Origin of the sequence: Rhizobium sp. WW_1, from assembly GCF_003610155.1 — a bacterium.
GTDB classification, from domain to species: domain Bacteria; phylum Pseudomonadota; class Alphaproteobacteria; order Rhizobiales; family Rhizobiaceae; genus Rhizobium; species Rhizobium tropici_A.
In genome coordinates this window covers 175,615-200,349 of record NZ_RAIN01000007.1, presented here as the reverse complement: position 1 = coordinate 200,349, position 24,735 = coordinate 175,615, and the positions used below count along the sequence as shown (strand labels likewise).

At 61.5% G+C, this 24,735-nt stretch carries 27 protein-coding genes; 12 read left to right on the top strand and 15 right to left on the bottom strand.

Annotated elements, in window-relative coordinates:
* The first annotated feature begins 17 nt into the window (after nucleotides 1-17).
* Nucleotides 18-1,004: an esterase-like activity of phytase family protein gene (locus BJ928_RS21690; RefSeq protein WP_052227611.1), complete on the top strand. Its 987-nt coding sequence runs from the start codon at nucleotides 18-20 to the stop codon at nucleotides 1,002-1,004.
* 95 nt (nucleotides 1,005-1,099) lie between these two features.
* On the top strand, nucleotides 1,100-1,852 hold the full coding sequence (locus tag BJ928_RS21685) for an alpha/beta hydrolase (RefSeq protein WP_047630748.1): 753 nt from the start codon (nucleotides 1,100-1,102) through the stop codon (nucleotides 1,850-1,852).
* Nucleotides 1,853-1,901: 49 nt separating this feature from the next.
* Here BJ928_RS21685 and BJ928_RS21680 read toward each other — a convergent pair whose 3' ends face one another.
* Nucleotides 1,902-2,537, bottom strand: a complete 636-nt coding sequence (locus BJ928_RS21680; protein ID WP_047630749.1) for a queuosine precursor transporter — start codon at nucleotides 2,535-2,537, stop codon at nucleotides 1,902-1,904.
* Between the two features lie 116 nt (nucleotides 2,538-2,653).
* The gene (rpmB, locus tag BJ928_RS21675) at nucleotides 2,654-2,953 is read right to left on the bottom strand and encodes a 50S ribosomal protein L28 (RefSeq protein WP_004107717.1); all 300 of its coding nucleotides are present in this window, start codon (nucleotides 2,951-2,953) and stop codon (nucleotides 2,654-2,656) included.
* A 237-nt stretch (nucleotides 2,954-3,190) separates the two neighbouring features.
* On the opposite strand from rpmB, the gene BJ928_RS21670 reads away from it, so the two are divergent.
* Together BJ928_RS21670 and BJ928_RS21665 are read left to right on the top strand one after the other, a co-directional pair.
* Nucleotides 3,191-3,967 carry a DUF3108 domain-containing protein gene (locus BJ928_RS21670; protein WP_047630750.1) on the top strand — a complete coding sequence of 259 codons (777 nt, stop codon included), beginning with the start codon at nucleotides 3,191-3,193 and terminating at the stop codon, nucleotides 3,965-3,967.
* A 103-nt stretch (nucleotides 3,968-4,070) separates the two neighbouring features.
* Complete coding sequence (locus BJ928_RS21665) at nucleotides 4,071-4,970, top strand: EamA family transporter (protein ID WP_047630751.1); 900 nt, start codon at nucleotides 4,071-4,073, stop codon at nucleotides 4,968-4,970.
* A gap of 20 nt (nucleotides 4,971-4,990) precedes the next feature.
* Here BJ928_RS21665 and BJ928_RS21660 read toward each other — a convergent pair whose 3' ends face one another.
* The 3 genes from BJ928_RS21660 to gloB all read right to left on the bottom strand — a co-directional run bounded on the left by BJ928_RS21660 (nucleotide 4,991) and on the right by gloB (nucleotide 7,478).
* Complete coding sequence (locus tag BJ928_RS21660) at nucleotides 4,991-6,148, bottom strand: alpha/beta hydrolase-fold protein (protein ID WP_047630752.1); 1,158 nt, start codon at nucleotides 6,146-6,148, stop codon at nucleotides 4,991-4,993.
* A 134-nt stretch (nucleotides 6,149-6,282) separates the two neighbouring features.
* Nucleotides 6,283-6,708 carry a cupin domain-containing protein gene (locus BJ928_RS21655; protein WP_047630753.1) on the bottom strand — a complete coding sequence of 142 codons (426 nt, stop codon included), beginning with the start codon at nucleotides 6,706-6,708 and terminating at the stop codon, nucleotides 6,283-6,285.
* Nucleotides 6,708-7,478: a hydroxyacylglutathione hydrolase gene (gloB, locus tag BJ928_RS21650; RefSeq protein ID WP_047630754.1), complete on the bottom strand. Its 771-nt coding sequence runs from the start codon at nucleotides 7,476-7,478 to the stop codon at nucleotides 6,708-6,710. Before gloB ends, BJ928_RS21655 begins: the two co-directional genes overlap by 1 nt.
* A 53-nt stretch (nucleotides 7,479-7,531) precedes the next feature.
* Between gloB and BJ928_RS21645 the strand changes: the two genes are divergently transcribed.
* The 4 genes from BJ928_RS21645 (at nucleotide 7,532) to BJ928_RS21630 (ending at nucleotide 10,905) form a co-directional block, all read left to right on the top strand.
* Entirely contained in the window at nucleotides 7,532-8,311 is a 780-nt protein-coding gene (locus BJ928_RS21645) for a class I SAM-dependent methyltransferase (RefSeq protein ID WP_047631061.1), read from the top strand.
* 102 nt (nucleotides 8,312-8,413) lie between these two features.
* Complete coding sequence (gene hisC / locus BJ928_RS21640) at nucleotides 8,414-9,523, top strand: histidinol-phosphate transaminase (protein WP_047631064.1); 1,110 nt, start codon at nucleotides 8,414-8,416, stop codon at nucleotides 9,521-9,523.
* A complete protein-coding gene (locus BJ928_RS21635) occupies nucleotides 9,520-10,449 on the top strand; it encodes a prephenate/arogenate dehydrogenase family protein (RefSeq protein ID WP_047630755.1) in 930 nt (309 codons plus the stop codon). The genes hisC and BJ928_RS21635 overlap by 4 nt, the downstream gene beginning before the upstream one ends.
* Nucleotides 10,450-10,476: 27 nt before the next feature.
* Complete coding sequence (locus tag BJ928_RS21630; RefSeq protein WP_047630756.1) at nucleotides 10,477-10,905, top strand: GNAT family N-acetyltransferase; 429 nt, start codon at nucleotides 10,477-10,479, stop codon at nucleotides 10,903-10,905.
* A gap of 5 nt (nucleotides 10,906-10,910) precedes the next feature.
* Here the strand turns inward: BJ928_RS21630 and BJ928_RS21625 are convergent, their stop codons facing one another.
* Nucleotides 10,911-11,924: a DUF2125 domain-containing protein gene (locus tag BJ928_RS21625; protein WP_047630757.1), complete on the bottom strand. Its 1,014-nt coding sequence runs from the start codon at nucleotides 11,922-11,924 to the stop codon at nucleotides 10,911-10,913.
* A 50-nt stretch (nucleotides 11,925-11,974) separates the two neighbouring features.
* Between BJ928_RS21625 and BJ928_RS21620 the strand changes: the two genes are divergently transcribed.
* Nucleotides 11,975-12,508: a gamma-glutamylcyclotransferase gene (locus BJ928_RS21620; protein ID WP_183079441.1), complete on the top strand. Its 534-nt coding sequence runs from the start codon at nucleotides 11,975-11,977 to the stop codon at nucleotides 12,506-12,508.
* Between the two features lie 35 nt (nucleotides 12,509-12,543).
* Here BJ928_RS21620 and BJ928_RS21615 read toward each other — a convergent pair whose 3' ends face one another.
* The 4 genes from BJ928_RS21615 to ftsE all read right to left on the bottom strand — a co-directional run bounded on the left by BJ928_RS21615 (nucleotide 12,544) and on the right by ftsE (nucleotide 15,983).
* Nucleotides 12,544-13,347, bottom strand: coding sequence for a 1-acyl-sn-glycerol-3-phosphate acyltransferase (locus BJ928_RS21615; protein WP_047630759.1), 804 nt, complete (start codon nucleotides 13,345-13,347; stop codon nucleotides 12,544-12,546).
* A 149-nt stretch (nucleotides 13,348-13,496) separates the two neighbouring features.
* Entirely contained in the window at nucleotides 13,497-14,219 is a 723-nt protein-coding gene (locus BJ928_RS21610; RefSeq protein WP_047630760.1) for a YdcF family protein, read from the bottom strand.
* 68 nt (nucleotides 14,220-14,287) lie between these two features.
* Nucleotides 14,288-15,235, bottom strand: coding sequence for an ABC transporter permease (locus BJ928_RS21605; protein ID WP_047630761.1), 948 nt, complete (start codon nucleotides 15,233-15,235; stop codon nucleotides 14,288-14,290).
* Between the two features lie 88 nt (nucleotides 15,236-15,323).
* Nucleotides 15,324-15,983 carry a cell division ATP-binding protein FtsE gene (gene ftsE, locus BJ928_RS21600; RefSeq protein WP_047630762.1) on the bottom strand — a complete coding sequence of 220 codons (660 nt, stop codon included), beginning with the start codon at nucleotides 15,981-15,983 and terminating at the stop codon, nucleotides 15,324-15,326.
* A gap of 210 nt (nucleotides 15,984-16,193) precedes the next feature.
* Here ftsE and BJ928_RS21595 point away from each other — a divergent pair, with 210 nt between their 5' ends.
* The 3 genes from BJ928_RS21595 (at nucleotide 16,194) to BJ928_RS21585 (ending at nucleotide 18,124) form a co-directional block, all read left to right on the top strand.
* Complete coding sequence (locus BJ928_RS21595; RefSeq protein WP_047630763.1) at nucleotides 16,194-16,859, top strand: hypothetical protein; 666 nt, start codon at nucleotides 16,194-16,196, stop codon at nucleotides 16,857-16,859.
* A gap of 197 nt (nucleotides 16,860-17,056) precedes the next feature.
* On the top strand, nucleotides 17,057-17,605 hold the full coding sequence (gene hpt, locus BJ928_RS21590; protein WP_047630764.1) for a hypoxanthine phosphoribosyltransferase: 549 nt from the start codon (nucleotides 17,057-17,059) through the stop codon (nucleotides 17,603-17,605).
* Between the two features lie 159 nt (nucleotides 17,606-17,764).
* The gene (locus BJ928_RS21585) at nucleotides 17,765-18,124 is read left to right on the top strand and encodes a response regulator (protein WP_047630765.1); all 360 of its coding nucleotides are present in this window, start codon (nucleotides 17,765-17,767) and stop codon (nucleotides 18,122-18,124) included.
* A gap of 45 nt (nucleotides 18,125-18,169) precedes the next feature.
* Here BJ928_RS21585 and BJ928_RS21580 read toward each other — a convergent pair whose 3' ends face one another.
* The 5 genes from BJ928_RS21580 to argH form a co-directional block, all read right to left on the bottom strand.
* Entirely contained in the window at nucleotides 18,170-18,595 is a 426-nt protein-coding gene (locus tag BJ928_RS21580) for a cupin domain-containing protein (RefSeq protein ID WP_052227612.1), read from the bottom strand.
* A 54-nt stretch (nucleotides 18,596-18,649) separates the two neighbouring features.
* A complete protein-coding gene (locus BJ928_RS21575; RefSeq protein ID WP_047630766.1) occupies nucleotides 18,650-21,391 on the bottom strand; it encodes a TIGR02302 family protein in 2,742 nt (913 codons plus the stop codon).
* Nucleotides 21,392-21,636: 245 nt separating this feature from the next.
* On the bottom strand, nucleotides 21,637-22,908 hold the full coding sequence (lysA, locus tag BJ928_RS21570; RefSeq protein WP_047630767.1) for a diaminopimelate decarboxylase: 1,272 nt from the start codon (nucleotides 22,906-22,908) through the stop codon (nucleotides 21,637-21,639).
* 13 nt (nucleotides 22,909-22,921) lie between these two features.
* The gene (locus BJ928_RS21565; protein ID WP_015341316.1) at nucleotides 22,922-23,116 is read right to left on the bottom strand and encodes a lipoprotein; all 195 of its coding nucleotides are present in this window, start codon (nucleotides 23,114-23,116) and stop codon (nucleotides 22,922-22,924) included.
* Between the two features lie 211 nt (nucleotides 23,117-23,327).
* Nucleotides 23,328-24,728, bottom strand: coding sequence for an argininosuccinate lyase (argH, locus tag BJ928_RS21560; RefSeq protein ID WP_047630768.1), 1,401 nt, complete (start codon nucleotides 24,726-24,728; stop codon nucleotides 23,328-23,330).
* Between the last annotated feature and the right edge of the window lie 7 nt (nucleotides 24,729-24,735).

Genomic DNA, 24,735 nt, shown 5'->3' with positions numbered 1-24,735 from the left:
CCGCTGCCGTTTTGGCAATGCTGCTTGCCGGCTGCAGTGCCGGCGGCGATGGCAAGGACGATGGTGTGGCCACCATCCGCGCCACCGTCATTTCCAAGTTCAGACCAGGTTCGAACGAAACGCGATTCGGCGCGTTGGAATTCATCGGCGGCCTTGAGCTCAGCTCGGACAATGCGCTTCTGGGCGCCATTTCCGCCATGCGATTTCGTCCCGACCAACGGAATTTCATCTCCGTGCTGGATACGGGCCACTGGCTGACCGGAGCGATCGAGCGCGACGGCGAGGGTCGGTTGAAGGGCATCAGCGACGCCCGCATCATGCCGATGATCGATCGCCAGGGTGGCACCGATCCCGGCAAAGGGTCAATGGATGCGGAGGGACTGGCCCTGCGTGGCGACCATGTCCTCGTCAGCTACGAGCAGTATCACCGAGTCGACGTCTATCCCGATCCGGGCTTCGAGATTTCACCTCCTGACGGCACCTTGCCGCTTCCGATTCCGAGAGTGCAGCTGCGGGCCAATCGCAGTCTCGAGGCGCTGATGATCGCGCCGCAGTCGAGCCCCCTTGCCGGCGGTGCCGTCCTCGTCACGGAAGACAGCCTGGACGATCAGGGGAATATGTTTGCCGCCGTGCTGGATGGGCCGCTGCAGGGGCGTTTCACCGTCCGGCACTACGGAGGCTTTGACGTCAGCGATGGCGTCTTTCTGCCGGATGGGGATCTATTGCTGCTGGAGCGCCGCTTTGGGCTGATGCACGGCCTCGGCGTGCGCATCCGCCGGATCGCCGGTTCGGACATCAGGCCCGGCGCCGTCGTGGACGGCAAGGTGATCTTCGAGGCGAGTTCGCGGGAGCAGATCGACAATATGGAAGGGATAGATGTCTTCCGCGCGGCGGATGGCTCCCTTCATCTCATTCTGGTCTCTGACGACAATCATTCGATCCTGCAGCGCAGCCTGATGCTGGAGTTTCGCCTGCATGACGACAAACTCGTCAGCCGGAGCTAGAAGCACGTCGGCCCATTTTTTCGTTGCGCCGGCATTGAGGAAACGTTGACGCTGGGCTAAGCGACGCCCTTGCTCCAACAAATGGATTCCCAGACATGTCCGTTCCCGACAAACCTATCGTGCTGGTGCATGGGCTCTTCGGCAGCCTGAGCGACTCGAAGATCCTGGCTGCCTTCGGCGATGCCGATGTTCACGCCCCGGACCTGATCGGCTATGGCAGCAACCGCGAGGCGGAGACCGGCGGCCTGTCACTTCTCGATCAGGCACGCCATGTTGCCGATTTCATATCCGGCCTCGGTGCAGGCAAGGTGCATCTGGTCGGGCATTCCGTTGGTGGCGCGGTTTCCGTGCTGGTTGCCCAGCATTTCCCCGAGCTGATCGAATCGCTGACGAGCGTCGAAGGTAATTTTACCCTGAAGGATGCGTTCTGGTCCGGCCAGATAGCGGTGAAGCCGCTCGAGGAAGTGGCCAGCATCATTGCCGGCTATGAAGCCGATCCGGAGGCGTGGATCGGTGGCGCTGGCGTGAAGATCGATGCATGGACGTCCGCGCTTGCCAGAGGCTGGCTTGCAAACCAGCCGCCGTCGACGATCAAGGCGCAGGCAAAGGCAGTCGTTGCGGCGACGCGAGAGCCCGCTTATCTGGAGGCGGTCCGGAGCATCATGCAATCCGCTATTCCAGTTTACCTGATTGCCGGACGGCGCTCTGCTGAGGGTTGGGATGTGCCCGATTGGGCGAATGCCCTCTGCACGGCGCGGATCAACATCGCCGATACCGGTCATCTGATGATGGCGGAAAACCCGGCCGCATTCGCGTCCACTGTTCTTGGCTGTCTGTCTTATCGGTAAAAAATGCTTCGGCGCGCATCGATGGCGATCCGCGCCGACCATTGGCCGCTCAGGCGGTCGGGGCCCGCGACATCGGTTTCAGCGTGTTCATCAGTGCGCCATAGGGCAGCAGCATGACGAGGCCGACGGTCACCTTGACCGAGAAGTCGCCGATTGCCCAGGAAACCCAGCGCGGTGCCGACGTGGAGAAAACACCGAGGATCGGCGCCCAGTCGATGGCAAAGGGATCGTTCGGTCCAAAGAGCACGAAGAAGGGCGCGAAGGCGAAGGAGAAGAAGATCAGCGTATCCAGCATCGAGCCGATCAGCGAGCCGAACAGCGGCGCGCGCCACCAGGCCATGCGGCGCAGGCGGTTGAAGACCGAGATATCGAGGAGCTGGCCGGCGAGATAGGCCGAACCGGAGGCAATGGCGATACGCGGCTGTGCCGTATAGAAGGATAGCGCAACGCCGACGACGAAGCCGGCAAAGACAACCTTGCGCGCAGCCTTGGGCCCGAACTGGCGGTTGGTCAGATCGGTGATGAGGAAGGCGACCGGGTAGGTAAAGGCGCCCCAGGTGAGGATATCCGCAAGATTGATGCCGGCGAGGGTAGCCTGCAGCGGATACTGCACGAGGATATTGGAGGCGACGACGACCAGCGTCATCAGCAGAACGTAGATAAGGGTATGACGTGCTGTCAGCATTTTTTTATCCTGGGAGATGCCACCAGTTGAAGAAACCGGACATGGAAAAAGGCTTGTCCGGAATTAATCCGTGCAAGCCTTTCAGTCCGTATGATATCGCGAAGTGCTAGCGCTGATTAAGCAGCGACGGCAGCTTCGGCAGACTTCTTGACGATCTGACGACGCAGCAGGCGCGCGCGCATGCTGAGTTCGTTTTCGCTTGCCTTGATAAGGAAAGCGTCCAGACCACCGCGATGTTCAACCGAGCGGAGCGCTGCTGCGGAAACGCGCAGACGGTAGCGCTGGCCGAGAACGTCGGAGATCAGCGTGACCTGGCAGAGGTTCGGCAGGAACCGACGCTTGGTCTTGTTGTTGGCGTGGCTGACATTGTTGCCCACGAGGACGGCCTTGCCAGTCAATTCGCACATGCGGGACATGGTACACCTACTTTTGTTTTTCTCGGCCATCGGATAAACATCCCGGGCAAAACCCGGTACGCAATCCAACAGGCCATAATTGGAAAGTTGCGGTTCTATAGTCAGACAGCCCGGCCGCGTCAAGCCAAACCTTGTGTTTTCCCGTAATTCCGTCAAAAAGCTGCTGTTGTCTGGCGCTCGCAGCAGGCAACCAAAGCGACTATATAACTTGCCTGATCCTCGTTGAAGGCCCTGATTATGGTTCAAATTCGGAAGTGGCTTCTCATTTCAGCGATCGTTGCGTCGATGCCGGCGATGGCATTGGCCGACGTGCTGCGGCATGAAACGCGCTATCGCGTTTCGCTGGCCGGCCTACCGATTGCCAGGGCGGATTTCAAGACCGAGGTCACCGGCAAGCAGTTCACCATCCGCGGCGATATTACCTCGGCGGGCCTTGCGGATCTCGTCACTTCCATCGATGCGCGGACCGATGTGACCGGCGTCGTCAACGACAGCAAGCTGCAGGCGACGCATTACACGCTCTTCTACAAGAGCGGCAAGAGAGAGCGCACCTATGACGTCGCCTATGCCAACGGCAATGTGACGTCGAATACGATCACGCCCGAACCGAAGCGTCCGGATACCTGGGTCCCGCTTACGGGGGAGGATCTGAAGTCCGTGCTCGATCCGATATCGGGCATGATCTTTCCGATCACGCCCAGCCTCAACCTCTGCAATCAGACGCTGGCCGTCTTCGACGGCGAGATGCGCATGGATCTGAAACTGTCGCCGAAGGGATCGCATCCCTTTTCGACGGAAGGCTTCAAGGGCAAGACGGTCGCCTGCGGCGTGCGCTTCACACCGAAGAGCGGCTACAAGAGCACGCGTTCCGATTATCTCTATCTCGCCAAGAGCAATAATATGGAGATCTGGTTTGCCAAGGCCGACGCGATGAACGTCTATGCTCCGGTCTATGTCCGCATACCGACGCAGTACGGGACGGTGACGATTACTGCCGTAAAATACGGCGGCTAGGACCGTCAATTTTCATGTAATTCCGGAGGAAAGCCGCGGCGCGGCCTTCCGGGGATTGCTTCAGCGGGCTGGGGACGCCTGCGATAAAGGGCTGGGGGCAGGGGTGAAATTTCGTGCGACATTGACGGGCTTCTCGGCCATCCTGATGTGGTCGTTTCTCGCGCTCTTGACGGTGGCTTCCGGCAAGATGCCGCCCTTTCAGCTGCTTGCCGTGTGCTTTGCGATCGGCAGCATTCCCGGCATCGTCGTGCTTTTACTGCGCCCGGAGCGGCTGCAACTGCTGCGCCAGCCGGCGAAGGTCTGGATCACAGGCATTGCCGGGCTGTTCGGCTACCATTTCCTCTATTTCACCGCGCTGCGCCACGCGCCGGCTGTCGAGGCGGGGCTGATCGCCTATCTCTGGCCGCTGCTGATCGTTGTCGGCTCGGCGTTGCTGCCCGGCGAACGGCTGCGCTGGTATCATATCGCCGGCGCCTTGATGGGGCTTGCGGGCACGGTTCTGATCGTCGGCCGCAACGGCTTTCATTTCGAAGGCGCCTATGCCGTCGGCTATGGCGCGGCTTTTCTTTGCGCCTTCACCTGGTCCGGCTATTCGCTGGTCACGCGCCGCTTCGAGGCCGTTTCCACCGATGTCGTTACGATCTTCTGCCTCGTGACATCGGTTCTCTCCTTCGTCTGCCATCTCGGCCTGGAGGAGACCATTTGGCCGGAGAGCGCGGGGCAATGGATTGCCGTACTCGGATTGGGCCTGTTTCCGGTCGGTGCTGCCTTCTATGCCTGGGATTACGGCGTCAAGAATGGCGATATCCAGATCCTCGGCGCGGCAAGCTATGCCGCACCCTTGCTGTCGACGCTGATCCTGACGCTGTTCGGTTTTGCCGAGCCGAGTTGGGGCATTGCACTTGCCTGCCTGCTCGTGACCGGTGGGGCCGTGCTTGCCGCTCACCGCATGATCCTGCGGCGGGACAATGCCGAGCGGCCGCAGGCGGAAGCGGCGGAATAGCTCCGCCGCAATCCCTGCCATTACTTCTTGAAGATTTCCTGCAGGAAGGCCTCAAGTGATGGCCGCCAGACATCCATTTCATGCTGGAGATCCGGATATTCGTGGTATTCGTGCTTGATCTTCTTCTCGTCGAGCGTCGCCTTCAGGGCTGCCACATCCTTGCCGACGACTTCGTCCTTGCTGCCGACCGTCACCGTGAAGTTGTGCAGCGCCTTGTTGATCTTCTCCGGCTCGTTCAATGCTGCCTCGACGGCCTTGTTCGGCGAGCTCATGGTGCTGACGCCGCTGAAGGTCGCGACCCAGCCGAACGTGCCGAGATGCGAAAGGCCCGACACGAGAGCCTGATATCCGCCTTGTGAAAGACCGGCGACGGCGCGGCCGTCCGCATCGCTCCGCACGCGGTAATGTTGCTTCATATAGGGGATGAGGTCTTCGACAAGCTCGCGATCGGCGGCTTCGGCATTGGCCGGAAAGAAGACCTTGCGGATGTCCGAGGCGGGCATGTTCTCGGCGATGGCATCTGGCACGTCGGTTTCCGTGTCGGGGATGACGACGATCATCGGCTCGATCTTCTTCTCGGAAAGGAGATTGTCGAGGATCTGCGGCGCGCGCCCTTGTGCGACCCAGGAACCGACAGTGTCGCCGAAGCCGTGATAGAGATAGAGGACCGGCAGCAGTTTGGAGGAATCGGTGTAGCCTGGCGGCGTGTAGACATACATCTGCCGTTCCGAGCTGAGTGCCTTCGAATGCAGGGTTACCAGCCGCAGATCGCCATGCGGGACGTTTCGGATATCGAGAATGCTGCCGGGCACGAGGATCAGGCTGGTATTGACGTGCCGCTGCGGCTTCGGCGCATTCGTGCCGGTGTCGATGCTGCGGAAGCCGTCGATGTTGAAATAATATTCGTAGAGGTCCGGTTTCAGCACCTCGGTCTTGGCGCTCCATGTGCCGTCGTCGCCCTTCTGCATGACGATCGGATCGCGCGAGCCGAGGCCTACCGAGACCGCCTTTGCCGCCGGCGCATAAAGACGGAAGGTGATCGAGCCGTCCTTTTCGACCGAGGTGACGAAATTTTTAAAGGGCTGATCTGCCGGCGGCGAGGCCGGCGCATCGAGGGCAAGGGCAGGTACGCTCATGATACAGCCCGCCACGACGAGCAAAGGAAACAATAAACGCACGAAAAAGCCTCCTCCAGTTGAATCAATCTTCTCTCTCCCCTTCTAAAGCTGACGCAGCGCAACGCTTTTTCAAGGCGGCCGCGCTGCGCGGTCTGGACGCATATTGGGTGATCTGGACGATTGGCAAAAGAGGATCAGGCCGAGGCAGGCGTCCAATCCGGTGGCGCCATCTCGAAGCTTGAAAATTCGAAGCCCGGAGAAACCGTGCAGCCGACGAGGGTAAATTCGCCGAGGCTTTCGGCCGATTGCCACCAGTTGGCCGGAATGAGCGCCTGCGGCCGCTCCCCCTTCGCCAGATCCATGCCGAGAACGAGCCTTTCACTGGCCCTGCCGTCGGCGGAGCGATGCAGGGCGAGTGGCGCGCCGGCATAATAGTGCCAGACCTCGGCCGCATCGCGCACCCGGTGCCAATGCGAGCGTTCGCCGGCCTCGAGCAGATAGTAGATCGCCGTCGAATGGCCGCGCGCGCCGCCGTTCTCGTCGCGAAATGTCTGCACGTACCAGCCGCCTTCCGGATGCCGCTGCATGGCAAGCGTTGCGATGATCTCTTTTGCCTGCATCAGAAATTGTCCTTGCGCTTGCGGATTTCGGCGAAGACCTCGTCGTTGCTGCGGCTTTCCATCAGCAGGTGGCGGCGGATCGAAGGGTCCGCGGCGCGCAGGAACGGGTTGGTTTCCTTCTCGAGCGCAAGCGTCGTCGGAATGGTGAACTTGCCGGCGGCTCGCAAGGCTTCGATATCGGCGGCGCGCGACTTCAGCCGCTCATTGTCGGGATCGATGGTCAGAGCGAAGCGGGCGTTGGAGAGCGTATATTCGTGGCCGAAATAAACCGCGGTTTCATCGGGCAGGACGGCCAGCTTCTGCAGCGAGGCCCACATGTCGGCCGGCGTCCGCTCGAACAGGCGGCCACAACCCAGCGCAAACAGCGTGTCGGCGGCAAAGAGCAGCTTGTCGTCGGAGAAGTGATAGCAGACATGGCCGGCGGTGTGGCCGGGAGTCTCGATGACATTGACGGTATGGCCGGCGAACTCGAACGTGTCGCCATCGCCGACGGCTTTGTCGAGACCGGGAATGGCGACGGCCTCGTTGATCGGGCCGATGATCTCGCAGCCGAACTGCTCCTTCAGCGCCAGATTGCCCTCGACATGGTCGGTGTGATGATGGGTCGTCAGGATATGGCTGAGCGTCCAGCCGCGACGGTCGGCAGCCTTCAGGATGGCATCCGCCTCCGGAGCGTCAATCGATGCCGTCAACCCGGTTTCGGGATCATGGACCAAGACGCCGTAATTGTCGGAACGGCAGATAAAAATCTCTAATTCCAATGGTTTCATGATGGAAATCGTCCTCGTCTTTTACGTTGGTAGAGAATGTAAGCCGTTCGGCCTTGAAGTCCAACGCTCGGCTGATAACATTTGTTTCGATGCACGCCGATATTGTCGATCTCCGCCAGTTTTATCATTCCGAGCTCGGTCGCTTGGCGGAGCAGTCGATCGCCATGGCGCTTTCCTCGATCTGGGCGCGCATGCCGGAGGAACGGCTCGTCGGCCTCGGCTATGCCGTTCCCTATCTCGACCGTTTCCGCGCCGACACCGAACGCACCTTCGCCTTCATGCCGGCCGGGCAGGGCGCGGTGAACTGGCCGATGGACTCGGCTTCGTCGACAGCTCTGATCTTCGATGAAGAGCTGCCCTTGCCCGACAGCTCGATCGACCGTGTGCTGATGGTGCATTCGCTCGAGTTCGCCGAAAGCCCGCGCGAGACGCTGAAGGAGCTTTGGCGTGTGTTGGCGCCGGGCGGGCGGCTCGTCATTGCGGTACCCAACCGCCGGGGCGTCTGGGCGCGGATGGAGCACACGCCATTCGGCTCCGGCAGGCCTTATTCGCGCGGCCAGCTGACCTCGCTGCTGCGAGAGACCAATTTTACGCCGGGCGCGACGGCGGAAGCGCTGTTCTTCCCGCCATCGAAGCTGCGCACCGTGCTGCGGCTTCGGCGCGCCTTCGAGCGGGTGGGTCGCACCCTTTGGCCCGCGTTCTCCGGTGTCATCATCGTCGAGGCGCAGAAGCGGCTCTATCAGGGCTTGCCCGTCGCCGTGCGCGCATCGCGCCGCGTCTTCGTGCCCGTTCTGGCGCCGCGCGGCATACCGACGACGCGCGATGGCACCTGATGCCTTAGACCGAACGCCGACACTCGACAAAACCGCGTTTCCGCATTAATGCGACGGGGTGTCATAAACCGGAATTTTCCGGTGTTTCCCAAGGTCGATCCCATGAGCATGGAAATGAGCAAGCCCCTCCCGCGTCCCGGCATTCTCGATATCGCTGCCTATGTGCCGGGCAAGGAGCATGCGCCGGGCGTTGCGCGCGTGTTCAAGCTCTCGTCGAACGAGACGCCGCTTGGCGCCAGCCCCAAGGCCATCGAGGCCTTCCGCGGCGCTGCCGGCAATCTCGAGCGCTATCCGGATGGGCAGGCCAAGGAATTGCGCCAGGCGATCGCCGATGTGCATGGGCTGAATGTCGCCAATATCCTTTGCGGCAACGGCTCTGACGAACTGCTCGGCCTGCTCTGCCACACCTATCTCGATAAGGGTGACGAAGGCATCATCACCGAGCACGGCTTCCTGGTCTACAAGATCCAGATCATGGCCGCCGGCGCGACGCCTGTCACGGTCAAGGAAACGGATTGCACCGTCGATGTCGACGCGATCCTCGCTGCGGTGACCGAGAAGACCAAGATGGTCTTCATCGCCAACCCCGCCAATCCGACCGGAACCTATGTGCCGGTCAGCGAGATACGCCGCCTGCAGGCGAGCCTGCCGAAGCACGTCATCCTCGTGCTCGACGCGGCCTATGCCGAATATGTCCGCCGCAACGACTACGAGGCTGGCCTGGAGCTCGTTTCTGCGAACCAGAACGTCGTCATGACCCGCACCTTCTCGAAGGTCTATGGCCTGGCCGCCCTTCGCATCGGCTGGATGTATGCGCCGGTCGATGTCGTCGATGCGCTGAACCGCGTGCGCAGCCCGTTCAACCTGAACAATGCGGCCATCGCTGCCGGAGCGGCGGCCGTTCGCGATCAGGCTTTCACCGAAAAGACCGTCGCCTACAATCTGATCTGGATCGAGAAGATGACGGCTGCGCTCGAGGCCATCGGCCTCAAGGTGACGCCGTCGGTGACGAACTTCATTCTCATCCATTTCCCCGATAGCGACGGCAAGCGCGCCGTCGAGGCCGATGATTTCCTGACGAGCCGCGGCTATATCACCCGCGCCGTGCGCGCCTATGGCTTCCCGAATTCGCTGCGCATCAGCATCGGCACCGAGGAGGCCAATCTCGGCGTCATCGACACGCTGACCGAATTTATGGGGCGCAAGTCATGAGCAGCATCCAGTTCGACCGCATCGCACTGATCGGCATCGGCCTCATCGGTTCCTCCATCGCCCATGACATCAAGCGCCTCGGGATTGCCAAGGAAGTGGTGATCTCGACGCGCAGCGCCGAAACGCTGAAGCGCGCCGAAGAACTGCAGCTTGGCGACCGTTACACGCCATCTTCGGCCGACGCGGTCAAGGATGCCGATCTCGTCATCGTCTCGGTGCCAGTCGGTGCTTCGGAGAGCGTTGCCAAGGAGATCGCTGCTCATCTGAAGCCGGGTGCGATCGTCACCGACGTCGGTTCGACCAAGGCCTCGGTCATCGCGCAGATGCAGCCGCATATGCCGCCCACCGTGCATTTCATTCCGGGCCATCCGCTGGCCGGCACCGAGAAATCCGGCCCTGATGCCGGCTTTCCCGGGCTGTTCAGGGGACGCTGGTGCATCTTCACGCCGGTTCCGGGCACGGACGAGGCCGCGATCAAGACACTTCGCAATTTCTGGGAGACTCTCGGCTCGCGTGTCGACGAGATGGATCCAGAGCACCACGACAAGGTGCTGGCGATCGTTTCGCATCTGCCGCATCTGATCGCCTACAATATCGTCGGCACCGCCGACGATCTGGAGACGGTGACGGAATCGGAAGTCATCAAATATTCGGCCTCCGGCTTCCGCGACTTCACCCGCCTTGCCGCCTCCGACCCCACCATGTGGCGCGACGTCTGCCTGCATAATCGCGACGCCATCCTGGAGATGCTGTCGCGCTTCTCCGAGGACCTGGCATCGTTGCAGCGCGCGATACGTTGGGGTGACGGCGACAAGATCTTCGAACTTTTCACCCGCACCCGCGCCATTCGCCGCTCGATCGTCGAAGCCGGCCAGGATGTCGACGTGCCCGACTTCGGCCGCCACGCCCTGGATGCGAAGGAATAGTTATCCCGACACAAGGGAGCGGCGTCGATGATCGTCAGACGCGGGTGCTTGGAAGATTTGCCTTGGCTCGCCGATCACGACGATGCGAGCGAGGACTGGATCAGGCGCTGCATCCAGTTCGATGAGTATTTTGTCGCCGAGCAGGATGGCAAACTCGTCGGTTTTCTCCGCTTCAGCCGTTTCTGGGGCAAGATACCCTATATGGACATGATCCGCGTGTTGCCGTCGCATCAGCGGGCCGGTGCGGGGTCGGCTCTTTTTCGCGCCTGGGAGAGCGCCATGATCGAAGAGGGCGTCGAACACCTGATGACCTCGAGCGAATGGGCCGAAGCCGAGCCGCAGGCCTGGCATCGCCGCAACGGCTTCAAGGCTGCAGGCAGCATCGATCTCCGTATCGTCCAGCCGAGCCCGGAGATATTCTTTGTCAAGAATATCTCCGGTGCAGACAAGGGATAGCGATCTCAGATCGGCGGGATCTTGCCGAGCGGGATGAAGCCGCTGAGCGAGAGGCGGCCGCGATCGGCCGTCAGTGCGACGGAGACCTTGTCGCCGCCATTGGCAAGCGCTTTCAGCATCTTCGTGGCTGTCTTGATGATGTTCTTGGCGGCGGGTAGCGTGGTCGTCAGGCTATCGCCCCAGGGGCCGATCTGATTGATCTCCAGCTTGAACTGGCCGGACAGGAAGCCATCGCCGTCGAAACTGAAGGGGCCGGAAAGCGTCATGATGCGACCGTCGCCGATGTCGATGACGGCCTGGTGCAGGACGCCCGCTGTGCCGCGAAGCCCCTCGCGATCGCTGCCGTCGAGCAAGCCGGCCTTGCCCGTCAGCGTCACGCTGGCGCTGGTCGAGGCGGTCGGCAGGGGCTGCGGAAAGTCCTTGATGACGGCATTGGCATTTTCGACGCCGATGGCGAAATCGAGGTCGCTGCCGTTCTGGCTGGCGTGCATCTCGGTATGGGCGGCAGTGACATCGACGCTCTGGCCGGTGACGGAGGAGGTGATAGCTGCCTTCAGCCCATCGATGACGGTCTGGGTCTGGCCGACGCCGCGGCCCTTGGCGACGAGGTTCGATTGCAGGTCGGCCCATTCCGCCGACACGGTCAGGCCGGCTGTCGTCCGCAACTCAGCCGGAGATTTCAGGCTCCAGCTGACATGATTGGGCTGGAAGACCGGCGCGGAGGCGCTCAGCGTATCGAAATTGGCCGACACGCCGCGGGTCTGGTTGTCGACCGTCACCGTGTCGCAGGTGAGCCCGATGGAGAAGGGGAAGCCGTTGAAGGCCATGTTCTCGCATTTGCCGGCAACGCCGGCGCTGTTCTGCTGGCCAAGCGCCTTCAGGATATTGGCCCTGACGAAACCGGTCGCATAGTACCATCCGCCGGTGTAAAGACCGGCCAGAACCACGATCAGCCCCAGCAGGATGAGCCAAAGACGTTTGCCTCGACCGGTCGTTACGCTCTGGCTTGACGCTGCCATGTTGTTCTCCAATGGTTGAACTGAAGCTTCACAGTGATTTGGCGTTGGATATGGACGAATTTTGGGTGTTTGGCTACGGATCGCTCATGTGGAATCCGGGCTTTGGTTACGACGAACGGGCCGAGGCCCTTATTTTTGGTTATCGCCGCTCGCTCTGCGTCCGTTCCTGGGTCCATCGCGGCACGGAGCAAAGCCCCGGCCTCGTCCTTGGCCTCGATCGCGGCGGCTCTTGCCGCGGCATGGCGTTTCGCGTTCCGGGTTCTGATTGGAACGAGGTGCTGACCTATCTGCGCGAGCGCGAACTCGTCACCAACGTCTATCTGGAAAAGACGTTGCCCATCCGGCTTGCCGACGGGCGGCGTGTCACTGCGGTCGCCTACGTCGTCGACCGCAGTCACAGCCAATATGCCGGCTCGCTTGACGCGATCGAGGCCGCCCATGTGGTGGAAGCCGCCAACGGACGTTCCGGCCCGAACGATGCCTATCTTTTCAATACGCTGACGCATCTGCGCGACATGGGCATTCGCGATCAGTGGCTCGAGCAGGTTGCCGGTGAAGTGGAGCGGATGCGGAAGGCGTCCTGAGCCTCTCTTCTGGCGGCGACAGGCTTCTTGCGGGCTCAGACTGCGGCGGGAACCGGCTTTGCCTGTTTGATTTCAGCCAGGCGTCGGGCTGCGGTCGGCGGTATCGGTAGATCTGGGTTTTCGGCGATCGTCTCGACCAGCAGCTCGTCGCTTGCCCTTTCCGTTTCCTCGATCAGGCGCGCGAAGAAGGCATCCGGGTCCATGCCGGGCTCGATCGGCGGCAGAATGCGCACCTTGATATGGCCGGGATATTTGCGGAAGGTGCGGCGTGGCCAGAAGAGGCCGGGATGCATAGCGACGGCGACGACGGGAATTCCGAGGTCGCGATACATGCGGGCGATGCCGTATTTGTAGACGGGCTCGGCGCCCGGCGGGCGGCGGGTGCCCTCGGGATAGATGATGAGCTGGCGGCCCGTCGCGAGTTCTTCGCGGGTGCGCTTCAGGACATCGAACATGACCTTGCCGCGCGCGCTGCGATCGACCGGAATCATGCGCTGCTTGCCGGCGTACCAGCCGAACAATGGAATCCACATCAGCTCGCGCTTCAGGATGTAGACGGGATCGTCGAGATAGGGCAGCAGCGCGAAGGTATCCCAGAAGGACTGGTGTTTGGGCGCGAAGATGAAACTGCCCTTGGGGATATTCTCCAGACCCTCGATCTCGAAGGTCGTGCCGACGATCTTCTCCATCAGCCACGTGCTGGATTTCGCCCATGCCTTGGGGATCGCATAGGCCGCCTTGCGCGGCATCAGGAAATAGATCGGCGTCAACACGATCATGCGAATGATCAGATTGGCATAGAAGGCTGTGTTGAACAGGATCGAACGCAAGATAATCATCGAGGCTTTCCCAATGCACCGGCTTGCGCCGGCATTCGAAGGTCTGCCTACACGATTACGACGTCAATAAAAAGTCGGTGCATGCGTGGTTTCGCGTCTTCACGCGTGTCGTCGGCGCAAAACCGCAGCTGATGCTTGCGCGGGATGACTCAGTCGTCATCCTCCACCGGCTGGCGCGAGCGCAGGCCGGTGGGGCGTCCCAGTCCCGTGATATTGCGGGCGCCGGCGAGAAGCACCTTGGCATATTCCGAGATCATTGTGCGCAGCGCGTTCGGGTCCGTGAACCAGTTCTTGGTCTTCAGATCGGAGTTGACGACCGGATAGGGAATGAAATCCGTCGAGGGGTCGACGTATTTCAGCTCCGCGAGGCTGCGGGGCATATGATAGTTGTTGGTCACGACGAGAACGCTTTTATAGCCCCTGGCGTGAATCCATTTTGCCGCTTCGCGCGCATTGCCGATCGTATCGAGCGCGTCGTAGCCGAAGTCGACGCAGCAGCTGAAGAGGCTTGTGGAGCTCTGCGTCAGCTTGCGGATCTGCGTCGGCGTCGTGGTCGGATGCACGCCCGAGATCAGCAGGCGGTTGCCCGCGCCGCTGCGCAGCAGTTCCACCGCCTGATCGATACGCTGGTAGCCGCCCGTCAGCACGACGATGGCATCGGCCTTGGGGTCGAGCGGCGGCTTCAGGCTGGTGATCGAATCGGCAAAATGCAGGAAGCCGCCGAAAACGATGGCGACCAGGAAAATGAAGGCGAAGCCGCCCCATCGCAAAAACCGCCGGAACAGGCTGCGTCGCACGGGACCATCGCCGCGGGATCGCGCCCGAAGCGACTGCGAACTCACGGTCTTGCGAGTCGTCAGATCCATGCTCATGATTCGGTACTATACGCTAATTGCGGCAAGGAACGGGCTTGCAAGCGGTAAAAAACATCGTTGCGGCGTCAATTCTGCACACTATCCGACCGTCCGGGATCGGAACGGATCAGATCGATCTCGTAGATCGTGCGCATGACGGTGAAGCGCGCCGTCAGCGTCGTCAGCAGCGCGATGATGATCATGGTGGCGAGAATGCCGACATAGCCGAGCGCACCGACGGAGAAAGTCCCGAACAATGCCGTTGCTTGATCGGTCTGCGGCGTGGCGATCGTGCGGCTCTGCAGGAAGCCGGCGCTGGCGAAGAACAGGGCGGCAAGCGCGCTGCCGGCTGCCGACCCCTTGAGGCTGATTTTCAGGAAGTGCTTCTGGAATTCATTGGCGACGAAGGTGCTTTCGGCCCCGACGAAATGCAGCACTTCGACGATGTGGCGATTGCCTGAGAGCGCGCCGCGCGTGGCGAAGACCACCGTCAGCACCATGGCGGTGAAAACAAGCAGCAGAACGCCGGTGCCGATCAAGACGGTGGTGTGGGCCATGGAGACGAGCCGGTCGACCCAGGTGCGGTGGTCGTCCAGCGTCGCCTGCGGGATCTGTGCCTTCAGCAGGCTGCGCATTGCCTCGAAGTCAGGCGGATGCGTCTCGTCGATGGTGATGATGACGAGGCGCGGGACGGGGAGTTCCTTGAGATCGAGGCCGGCTCCGAGCCAGGGTTCCAACAGGCGGGCCGTCGCGGCCTCGTCGACGATCTGTCCGGATTTGGTGCCGACGAAGCTGAGCGCGATGTCGCGGGCGCTCGCGAGCGCCTTTTCCATGTCGAGATTGTCGTCCGGCTTGATCTGGATGGTAATCTCGCGGGAGATCTGGCTCTCCCAGCTTGCCGCCGTCGAGCGCACCATGCTGACCGCGCCGAGCGTCAGGCAGGCGAGAAAGGCCATGATGGCGATGACGACGATCAGCGCATTGCCCTGAATATTGGAGGACGGCACGATCGGTCCCGTCGGGCGGACACGCATCTCCGGGCGCTTACGTTCAGCCGGAGGGGTGGGCGCTTGCCGCGCCTGCTGAGCCCTCGCATTCGGGGCGTTCCTGCGGGGGGTGGGCTCAGTCATAGATATCGAGATGCCCCCCCGACAGAATCATGCGCCTGGCTTCGATCTGATCCATCAGGGCGAGATCGTGCGTGGCGATGACGACGGCCGTGCCGAGGCGATTGAGTTCCAGAAAGAGATTGAGCAGGCGACGGGCCATCGGCGGGTCGACATTGCCCGTGGGCTCGTCGGCAAGCAGGATTTCAGGGCGGTCGATGAGCGCGCGGGCGATGGCGGCGCGCTGCTTCTCGCCGCCCGAAAGCACCGGCGGCAGCACATTGATGCGTTCGCCGAGACCCACCCATTTCAGCAGTTCGAGGACGTCGGTGCGGTAGGAGCTTTCCTCCTTGCCGCGCACGCGCAAAGGGAGAGCGACGTTTTCGTAGGTCGTCAGATGCTCGAGCAGCCGGAAATCCTGGAAGACGATACCGACGCGGCGGCGCAAGAGCGGCAGCTCGTTGCGGGGGATCGAGGATATCTCGCGGTCGAACATGCGGATCAGCCCGCGGGTCGGCTGCAACGACATGAAGAGCAGGCGCAGCAGCGTCGTCTTGCCGGCGCCCGAAGGGCCGGTCAGGAACTGGAACGACTTTTTCGGTATGTCGAAGCTCAGGTCACGGAGGATTTCCGGACCCATGCCGTAGCGCAAACCGACGTTCTCAAAATGAATCAACGGGCAGTCCAGTCTTCCGCAGGGTTCAATCAGGCGACTTGTTAACCAATGGCATTAACAGCCGGTAAATTTTTCTGGAAAGGCGCCCCATTCATGGCGATCTTTGCGAAGCATTAACCAATAAAATTTACGACTGGGCAGGATTCGTTTCAATGCCCAGATTGGCAATGGGCGTCGAAACCATGTGGATCACCGCAACGGGAGGCCATCATGGGCGCTTTTCGCCACCGTCAACAGCAGACGGGGCTGGTTTATGACCTCATTCCGCCCGAGCGCGGAGCGGGATCGGGCCAGGCGCATTACGTCATGCCGAAGCCCGATATCGTCGATGCCGAATTCGTGACCGTTTCCAGTGCGCGCGGACGGGCCGCATCGGGCGTCAACATGCGCTATGGCGGGCGTATCCAATCAAAGCCACAGCCGGCGGCGCGCAAAACGGCCCTCGCGCGCATCCTGTCCGTTCTGCGTGGCGCCGAAGAGGTTTTGCAGCAGGCGTCGCGGCGCAGCTTCGTGGCGCTCATCGTTTGTCTCGCTGTATTGATCTTCGGTCTTTCCGGTGGCTTCTCCGGCCTATCGGGCGCGCCAGCCGAGACAGCGGCCGAGCCTCTGCAGTTCTCGCATGTGACGCTGACGCCACGCGATGAGAATGGTCTGCCCGTCCTGAGATTGAACGGAATCATCGAAAATGTCAGCGGCGCCACGCTTTCGGTTCCGGAGGTGCGCGCCGATCTTTTCGCTGGGGATCAGTTGGTCAGGAGCATCGTCGTCGATACGCCGGTCGATCGTCTCGGGCCGCATGAGAGCCGCGGATTCTCGACGCGATTGCAGCATCCCGGTGGAAAAACGCCGGATGTTCGGCTTTCCTTCATGCCTTGAAGCATGATGCCGAAAAGCGCGTGCGGCTTTCGGGCGACATCATGCTCAACCTGTTTGATTCCAGAGCGGATTCGGATTTTAGGTGGAATCGACCTAAAATCATCCGCTTCTGGGGGTGTGTCGGGCTTGCCGATTGTGCTACGGGCTAAGGCTTGATCGGCGGCCAGGGGCCGCGCAGCCATGGAGCATGCCAATCAATGCCTGTCGTACGCGGGAAGAATATCGAGCCGCTTTTCACTGCCGAGCAGATTGCCGAGCGCAATCATGTCTTGGCGAAGGAAATCGCCAGCGGGCCGACGAAAGATCTCCTCGTCATCGCCATCCTCAAGGGTTCTTTCATCTTCGCCGCGGATTTGCTGCGCGCCTTGCATGAGACCGGGCTTGCCCCGGAGGTCGAATTCATCACCCTTTCGAGCTACGGCGCCGGCACGACCTCGCAGGGCGTGCGCATCGTCAAGGACATCGACAGCGATGTGAAGGATCGCGATGTCCTGTTGATCGACGATATTCTGGAATCGGGCCGCACGCTGCGTTTCGCCAAGGAACTGCTCTATGAGCGCGGCGCCCGCAATGTCACGCTTGCCGTGTTGCTCGACAAGAGTGTCAAGCGCCAGGAAGAGCTGGAGGCTGATTATGTCGGCTTCGAATGCCCCGATTATTTCGTCGTCGGCTATGGCATGGATGTCGCCTACGCCTTCCGCGAACTGCCCTTCGTCGGCGTCGTCACGGGTGACGCGGAGGCCTGATCTTAAGTTAATGCAGGCGGGTCATCCGCCTGTCCCATTCTGCTCCAGTGATGACGAACCATTAACCACGGAGCCTGATCGCCTGCCCGTCGTTTACCGATCGCAAACGGAATTCTGGTGATTTCGGTCGCGGAACATGACGGACCAGGAGCACGGACCATGGCAAAAATTCTGATCACGGAAGACGAAGACTCGCTTCGCAGCTTCGTCGCCCGCGCGCTGCGCTTGGACGGTCACGAGACCGAAGAGGCAGCTGACGGCGCGGAGGGCTTGGAGAAATTGAAGGCGGGCGGCTACGACCTCCTGCTTTCGGACATCCGCATGCCTGTGATGGACGGCATCGAGCTTGCCCATCAGGCGCATTCGACCTGCCCGGGGATGAAGATCTTGCTCATGACCGGCTATGCCGAGCAGCGCGAGCGCGCCGACGACCTCATGGAAAAGATCGTCGACGTCGTGGCCAAGCCGTTTGCACTGCCCGATATCCGCAAGGCCGTTGCCCGCGCATTGGCTGCCTGACGTTCGTCCGTTGTCAGCACAGCTGTGCCTGTGCTGACGTCATCATCATTTGTGAATGGGTCCGAAGTCGTCATCGGGGTAGTGGATCGTTTCCTCCCCCGGCTTTCTTGAGCCGACGACGATCATCATCACCGCTTCGGCGGAGTGGTTGAGCAGATGATGGGCATTGGGCTGCCCTGCCGGAAATCCCACGATGTCGCCAGCTCCGAGTATATGGTGGCCGTTTTCATCGACCAGCGTCGGTGTCCCCGCCAGCACATAGAGAAATTCGTCTTCCGCCATATGCCAGTGGCGCGACGACGACATGCCTCCGGGGTCGAGGGTGACGAGATTGATGCCGAATTGCGTGATTCCCACTGCCTTGGCCAGCCTGACCTCGTGCTTGCCGTTCAATCGCGCGTCTGCCTGGGGAATGCCCGGCAAGCCGGTGGTGACGGGCAGATCCGAAATACTCGCAAGCTTGGTTTCCATCTCATTCCTCTGCGGCGAGCATGACAGCATCGGTCACTTCGCAGGGGGATTATCTTACGGCCCGAGATTCAGCAGTCGCTCCAGATAGCGCCGCTCCTCGCTCAGCGATGGGTTGTTGCTCAGCCTTTCGCGAATGGCATCGAGAATTTGGCGCGCGCGCTCTGCTTGAATGACGTCCGGCACCATGTTGTCATCAGAATTGTCCATGGGGCCGCCATCATTGCGTGACCTGCCGAGCGGATCGCGGCCGTTCTGACCGCCCTGGCCCATCTGTCCGGGCATCTGACCCTGACCCTGGCCTTGCCCCTGCTGCATCTGCGCCATGAGCTGGTTCATCATCTCGCGCGTGCCCTTGCGCAGGGCATCGAGAGCGCGTCCCTGGCCTTGCACGGCGCCTTCGCCATTGCCCTCGGCAAGCTGGCCTGAGGCGCCCTTCATTTCCTGCTGCGCCTTGCCGTAGTTCTGGTTCGGCTTCATGCCCAGCGAGCCCAGGTTTTTTTGAAGTTCGCCGAGCTGCTTGCCGAGATCCTCCTGCTGCTGCCGCAACTGCTTCAGCGCATCGCGCAGTTGATCCGCCGTCATGTTGTCGGTTGGGTCGCCATCCTTTTGGCTCTGCTTATTCTGGCCCTGCTGCTGATCCTGCTGGCCCTGGTTGCGCTGACCCATATCCGGACGCGCTGGGTCGTTGAGGCCAGGCAGCGGCTGGTCCATCAGGCCGTCGCCATCCTCGTTGGAATCGCCGCGCTGCATACGGTCGCGCATGGCCTGATCGAGCTTGAAGGTCTGATCCATCAGCTTCTGCTGGTCGCGCATGATGCGGCCGAGCTTGTCCATCTGCTCGCGCATCTTGTCATTTGCCGCCTGGTTCTGCTGTTGTCCGGGCTGCGGCTTGCCGGCCTGCAGGCTATTCATCAGCTGCTGCAGCTGGGAGAGCATCTGTTGGGCGGCCTCGCGATTGCCGGAGCGGGCGAGATTTTCGATCTGGTCCATCATGCGCTGCAGGTCCTGCTGGCGCAGGATATTGGCGGCGCGCTGGTTCGGCTGGGCGGGCATGTTACGCATGCGCTCGGCCAGCTCCTTCATATAGGCGTCCATCGCCTTGCGCAGCTCGTCCGTGAGCTTCTTGATCTCCGCGTCGGAAGCATTGCGCTGCAGGGCGTCGGAGAGCTTCTGTTGCGCATCGCGCAGCGCCTTTTCCGCATCGGTGAGCTGCGCGTCTTCCATGCCAAGCGCGATCTGCCAGAGATAATCGGCGGTATCCTTCAGCGAGGCTTCGCTGCTCGCGAGCTTCATCCGCGACAGAGCCGACTTGATCGCGAGAAAATTGCCGAGATCGGGAATGGTCTCTTCGGGGCGGATGGTCAGCGACTTGTTGAGCTCTATCGCCTCCGGCATCTTGCGGGTGTCGAGTGCGAAAACCTGGCGTTCCTCGGCCACGGCAGCGGCAAGCGGCTGGCTGAAATTGCGGGATGGCAGCACCATCTCATAAGGGGCGCTGCGACCGGTTTGGCCGGCACCGTCCTTGGCAACGAGCGTGATCCGGACCCGTTTGCCGGCAAGCGGGTCCTGGGTCAGATCATGGCTTGCCAGACCCTTGCCGTTGCGGCGGTCGCGACGCGGGACTTCCAGCTTGTATTCCGGCAGCCCATAGAGCGGGGTCGCTGTGGGATCGGAGTCGACCGGCACGATTTCGGCACGGGCCTCCTCGACGCCATAGTCATCCTTGACCTTGAAGCCGAGTTCCAGCGCGCCGCTTGCCGTCGCATGCGGAATGCCGTCGAAGCTGATCTCCGGCGGCTTGTCGATGACGACGTTGAAGGACCAGGACTTGCCGTTGACGGTCAGCTCACCTCCCTTCTCGAGCTTGAGGATGTGGGTGTGGGCAACCATCGCGTCCGCTGCTGGGACATTGCCGCCGCTTGCCGCGGCAGGTATGGCGGCTGGCGTTGCCGGCTTTGCGCCGGCGGGGCTTTGTTTGTCGGCATCGGCCGTTTGCTCGGGGATTTCGATACCCTTCTCGGCGCCGGTCGCCTGAAACAGCACCTTCTCGTCGCTGGCAGTTCCCGAAACCCGCACGGTAAGCTCGGAGAATTGTGGCACGTTCAGGCTGTTGCCGGCATTGTCGACATTGCCGGTCAGATAGATCGGCGCTTCGCCGGTGTAATAGGGTGGGGTAACCCAGGCGTCGATGCGCACATCGGGATTGGTTGACGTCGAGGTGGACGCTGTGAAGGCATCGCCCAGCGAGCCGCCGCTGTTGGACATGGAGAAGCTGAAGGCTGTCACCATCAGCAACACGGGGATCGCGCGCAGTGCGAACTGGTCGTAGCGGGTGATATCCGGTCTCGGCAGGCCGGCATCCAGAGCGGCGATGCGTTCTGCCATGCGGGTTTGATGTTCGCGCCAGAGTGCGCGTGCAAAGGGTGTATCGAGCGCCGGCTCGTCCTCCTGCACGGCGACGGGCTGGTGCGCGAGGCCATTGCGCTCTTCCAGCAGCCGGTCGGCCTCGGCGGTGCCCGGCCAATACAGGCGACGCAGCGGATAGAGAGAAGCGACGAAGCCGACCGCGAAGACGGCAAGCATCAGAAAGCGCAGCATATCCGGGGCAATGCGGAAAATGCCGAACCAGGCGGCAGACAGGAACAGGGCCAGAATGGAGGCCGGCAGCAGTAGCTGCGGCAGAAGCTGTTCGGAAACCAGCACAAGCCGGGCAAAGAGACGCTTGACCGCAACCATGCGCGCCAGCGCCGGACGGGTGGCGAAAGCGCCCTTCTTGGGGTTGCTGGGGCTGGTCATCGGTCCGGTCTTCTCCCGATCTGACGTTGATGGCTAATAGCCCGTTGGGGATGGCGCGGCGTCCCACACGCTTGCGCACGCGGCGCCCGGCGAGACGCCATTCCCTCAAAGATAACATTCTTTGTGGCGAAGACGAGGGCAACGACCCTGAAAGGCTGTTTTTTCATCAGACTTCGCCGAAACGTGATCGGCCGGGCTGGGCGCAGATTCCTCCCGTCCCGTCCGAATTCATGAAGGCAAGCAGATCACGCCTCAAGCCAGGCCGGGATCGAATCCAGGCCGATGAGATCCTCATAGCTCCCGCGCGGACGGATGACATGGAACTCATTGCCCTTGACCAGCACTTCCGGAACGAGGAGCCGACTGTTGTAGGTACCGGCCTGCACGGCGCCATAGGCGCCGGCCGAACCAACGGCGAGGAGATCGCCGGGCTTTGGCAGTGCCATCTCGCGGTCGAGCGCCAGATAATCGCCGGTTTCGCAGACGGGGCCGACGACATCGGCCTTGATGCGGGTGGTACTGGCGGCACTCGTCACGACCGGGCGGATCTCGTGATAGGCTTCGTAGAGCGTCGGGCGGATGAGGTCGTTCATGGCGCCATCGACGATGATGAAGCTCTTGCTACCGGCATCTTTCACATAGATGACTTCGGTCACCAGAATGCCGGCATTGCCGACGATCAGGCGCCCGGGCTCCGTGACGATCCTGCAATTGAGCCCGCGCAGCTGGTTCTTGACGATCTCAGCATAGGCATCGGGGAGCGGCGGCGGATTGTTGTCGTCGCGATAGGGGATGCCGAGGCCGCCGCCGATATCGACGTGATGGATATCATGGCCGTCGCCACGCAGCGTTTCCACGAGGTCGCGCAGCAGCTTGAAGGCATCATCGAACGGCTGCAGCTCGGTGATCTGGCTGCCGATATGCATGTCGATGCCGGTGACCTCGATACCGGGCAGGCTGGCGGCACGGTCATAGACGGCGCGGGCGCGCTGCCAGGAAATGCCGAACTTGTTTTCCTTCTTGCCCGTCGAGATTTTCGCATGCGTGCGGGCATCGACATCCGGATTGATGCGGAAGGAGACGGGCGCCACCTTGCCGGCGCGGACGGCGCGCTGGTTCAGCACTTCCAGTTCCGGTTCGGACTCGACGTTGAAGCAATAGATGCCGGCTTCGAGCGCCACATCCATTTCCTGCGCGGTCTTGCCGACGCCGGAGAACATGATGCGGCTTGCCGGAATACCTGCCGCCAGCGCGCGGCGCAACTCGCCGACCGAGACGACGTCGACGCCGGCGCCGAGACGGCCGAGCGTCTTTAGCACCGCCTGGTTGGAATTGGCCTTCATGGCGTAACAGACCATGGCATCGACGTCGCCGAAGGCCTCCGCGAAGACGCGATAGTGGCGCTCCAGCGTTGCCGTTGAATAGACATAGAAGGGCGTGCCGACCGCCTTGGCGATCTCTGGAACCGGAACATCCTCAGCGTGGAGGATGCCGGCGCGATACTCAAAATGGTTCACGGTCGCTGCCTAATCAGAGAAGCGGGTCGAGGAAGAATTTCTTGTCCTCCGTACCCGGCTCCTTCGTCGGCTTGGAGACGTCACCGCCCTTGGTCGCATGAGCACTCGGAGGATCGAGAGGGCCTTTGCGGCCACATCCGACGACGGCAAGGCCGACGACCGAAAGCACGACGGTCAGGCGGATGATGTGCGGCATGTTGATCTGCATCGAAATCCTCTTGGGCGGCTAGAGCATGATGCCGAAAAGTTTGAATGGCTTTCGGATAACATCATGCTCTATTTCTTTGGTTTTAGAGCCGGATGATTTCCAGTCGTTTCGACCGAAAATCGTCCGGCACAAGCGCGAAAGTCACTCTTCTTAGCGAAGTTTCCCGCGCTTGTGCACCCCGATTGTTTGAGTCCCGTTTTCGTCAGTCTTTTCAGTTGCGAGCGCGCCAGAAAGCGATCTGCTTGCGCACTTCCGAAGGGGCCGTGCCGCCGAAGCTCTTGCGGCTGGCAACCGAGGCTTCGACCGTCAGAACATCGAAAATCTTGTCGGTGATGTCGGGATGGATCGCCTGCAGGTCTGCGAGCGACAGTTCCGCCAGTTCGCAGGATTTGCTTTCTGCGAGCGCCACGGCGCGTCCCGTCACGTGATGGGCATCGCGGAAGGGCAGGCCCGCCTCGCGCACCAGCCAATCGGCAAGATCTGTGGCGGTGGAATAGCCGGAGCCGGCGGCGGCCTTCATGCGGGCGGTATTGATCGTCAGGTCGCGTACCATGCCGGTCATTGCGGCGATGGCGAGTTCAAGGCTTTCTGCGGCGTCGAAGACCTGTTCCTTGTCTTCCTGCATGTCCTTGGAATAGGCGAGCGGCAGGCCCTTCATGATGGTCAGAAGGGCGATCAGCGAGCCGTTGATGCGGCCGGTCTTGGCGCGCACCAGCTCGGCAGCGTCGGGGTTCTTCTTCTGCGGCATAATGGAGGAGCCGGTGGAGAAGGCGTCGGAGAGGCGCACGAAGCCGAATTGCGGCGTCGACCAGATGACGATCTCTTCGGCGAGCCGCGACAGGTGCATGCCTGATATGGCGGCGATCGACAGGAATTCCAGCGCGAAATCGCGGTCGGAGACGGTGTCGATCGAATTGCGGGTCGGCTCGCGGAAGCCGAGTGCCTTCGCGGTCATATGGCGATCGATCGGGAAGCCGGTGCCGGCGAGAGCCGCTGCGCCGATCGGCGATTCGTCCATATGCTCGATGGCGTGGCGCACGCGCGAGCGATCGCGGCCGAACATTTCGACATAGGCCATGCAATGATGGCCGAAGGTGACCGGCTGCGCAGTCTGCAGATGCGTGAAGCCCGGCATGACGGTTTCCGCATGCTCTTCCGCGCGCTCAAGGAAGGCCGCGATGAGATCGGTCAGCGCCTGCTCGCACTTCTGCAGCTCTTCCTTGACCCACAGGCGGAAATCGAGCGCCACCTGGTCGTTGCGCGAGCGGGCGGTATGCAGGCGGCCGGCGGCGGGGCCGATGAGCGTTGCAAGCCGCGCCTCGATGTTCATATGGATGTCTTCGAGACGGCGCGAGAATTCGAAATTGCCGCTCTCGATCTCTGACAGGATCGTGTTCAGGCCGTGAACGATCTTGTCTTTATCCTCGGTTGAAATGATGCCTTGATGCGCCAGCATGCTTGCATGCGCGATTGAGCCGCGGATATCCTGAGCAAACAGCTTCTTGTCGAAACCGATCGAGGCATTTATCTCCTCCATGATCGCCGCGGGGCCGGAAGCGAAACGCCCGCCCCACATCTGGTTGGAGGATTTGGTGTCCGTGCCGTCAGTCATGAGATGC

Bases quoted from the DNA above. Each gene is read 5' to 3' on its own strand.
- hpt (WP_047630764.1), top strand. From the start codon at position 17,057: ATGCCTGTCGTACGCGGGAAGAATATCGAGCCGCTTTTCACTGCCGAG.
- rpmB (WP_004107717.1), bottom strand. From the start codon at position 2,953: ATGTCCCGCATGTGCGAATTGACTGGCAAGGCCGTCCTCGTGGGCAAC.
- hisC (WP_047631064.1), top strand. From the start codon at position 8,414: ATGAGCATGGAAATGAGCAAGCCCCTCCCGCGTCCCGGCATTCTCGAT.
- BJ928_RS21610 (WP_047630760.1), bottom strand. From the start codon at position 14,219: ATGAGCATGGATCTGACGACTCGCAAGACCGTGAGTTCGCAGTCGCTT.
- argH (WP_047630768.1), bottom strand. From the start codon at position 24,728: ATGACTGACGGCACGGACACCAAATCCTCCAACCAGATGTGGGGCGGG.
- BJ928_RS21655 (WP_047630753.1), bottom strand. From the start codon at position 6,708: ATGCAGGCAAAAGAGATCATCGCAACGCTTGCCATGCAGCGGCATCCG.
- BJ928_RS21585 (WP_047630765.1), top strand. From the start codon at position 17,765: ATGGCAAAAATTCTGATCACGGAAGACGAAGACTCGCTTCGCAGCTTC.
- gloB (WP_047630754.1), bottom strand. From the start codon at position 7,478: ATGAAACCATTGGAATTAGAGATTTTTATCTGCCGTTCCGACAATTAC.
- BJ928_RS21635 (WP_047630755.1), top strand. From the start codon at position 9,520: ATGAGCAGCATCCAGTTCGACCGCATCGCACTGATCGGCATCGGCCTC.
- BJ928_RS21625 (WP_047630757.1), bottom strand. From the start codon at position 11,924: ATGGCAGCGTCAAGCCAGAGCGTAACGACCGGTCGAGGCAAACGTCTT.
- BJ928_RS21685 (WP_047630748.1), top strand. From the start codon at position 1,100: ATGTCCGTTCCCGACAAACCTATCGTGCTGGTGCATGGGCTCTTCGGC.
- BJ928_RS21605 (WP_047630761.1), bottom strand. From the start codon at position 15,235: ATGCGTGTCCGCCCGACGGGACCGATCGTGCCGTCCTCCAATATTCAG.
- BJ928_RS21575 (WP_047630766.1), bottom strand. From the start codon at position 21,391: ATGACCAGCCCCAGCAACCCCAAGAAGGGCGCTTTCGCCACCCGTCCG.
- BJ928_RS21620 (WP_183079441.1), top strand. From the start codon at position 11,975: ATGGACGAATTTTGGGTGTTTGGCTACGGATCGCTCATGTGGAATCCG.
- BJ928_RS21630 (WP_047630756.1), top strand. From the start codon at position 10,477: ATGATCGTCAGACGCGGGTGCTTGGAAGATTTGCCTTGGCTCGCCGAT.
- BJ928_RS21670 (WP_047630750.1), top strand. From the start codon at position 3,191: ATGGTTCAAATTCGGAAGTGGCTTCTCATTTCAGCGATCGTTGCGTCG.
- BJ928_RS21565 (WP_015341316.1), bottom strand. From the start codon at position 23,116: ATGCAGATCAACATGCCGCACATCATCCGCCTGACCGTCGTGCTTTCG.
- BJ928_RS21690 (WP_052227611.1), top strand. From the start codon at position 18: ATGCTGCTTGCCGGCTGCAGTGCCGGCGGCGATGGCAAGGACGATGGT.
- BJ928_RS21680 (WP_047630749.1), bottom strand. From the start codon at position 2,537: ATGCTGACAGCACGTCATACCCTTATCTACGTTCTGCTGATGACGCTG.
- BJ928_RS21595 (WP_047630763.1), top strand. From the start codon at position 16,194: ATGGGCGCTTTTCGCCACCGTCAACAGCAGACGGGGCTGGTTTATGAC.
- BJ928_RS21580 (WP_052227612.1), bottom strand. From the start codon at position 18,595: ATGGAAACCAAGCTTGCGAGTATTTCGGATCTGCCCGTCACCACCGGC.
- BJ928_RS21615 (WP_047630759.1), bottom strand. From the start codon at position 13,347: ATGATTATCTTGCGTTCGATCCTGTTCAACACAGCCTTCTATGCCAAT.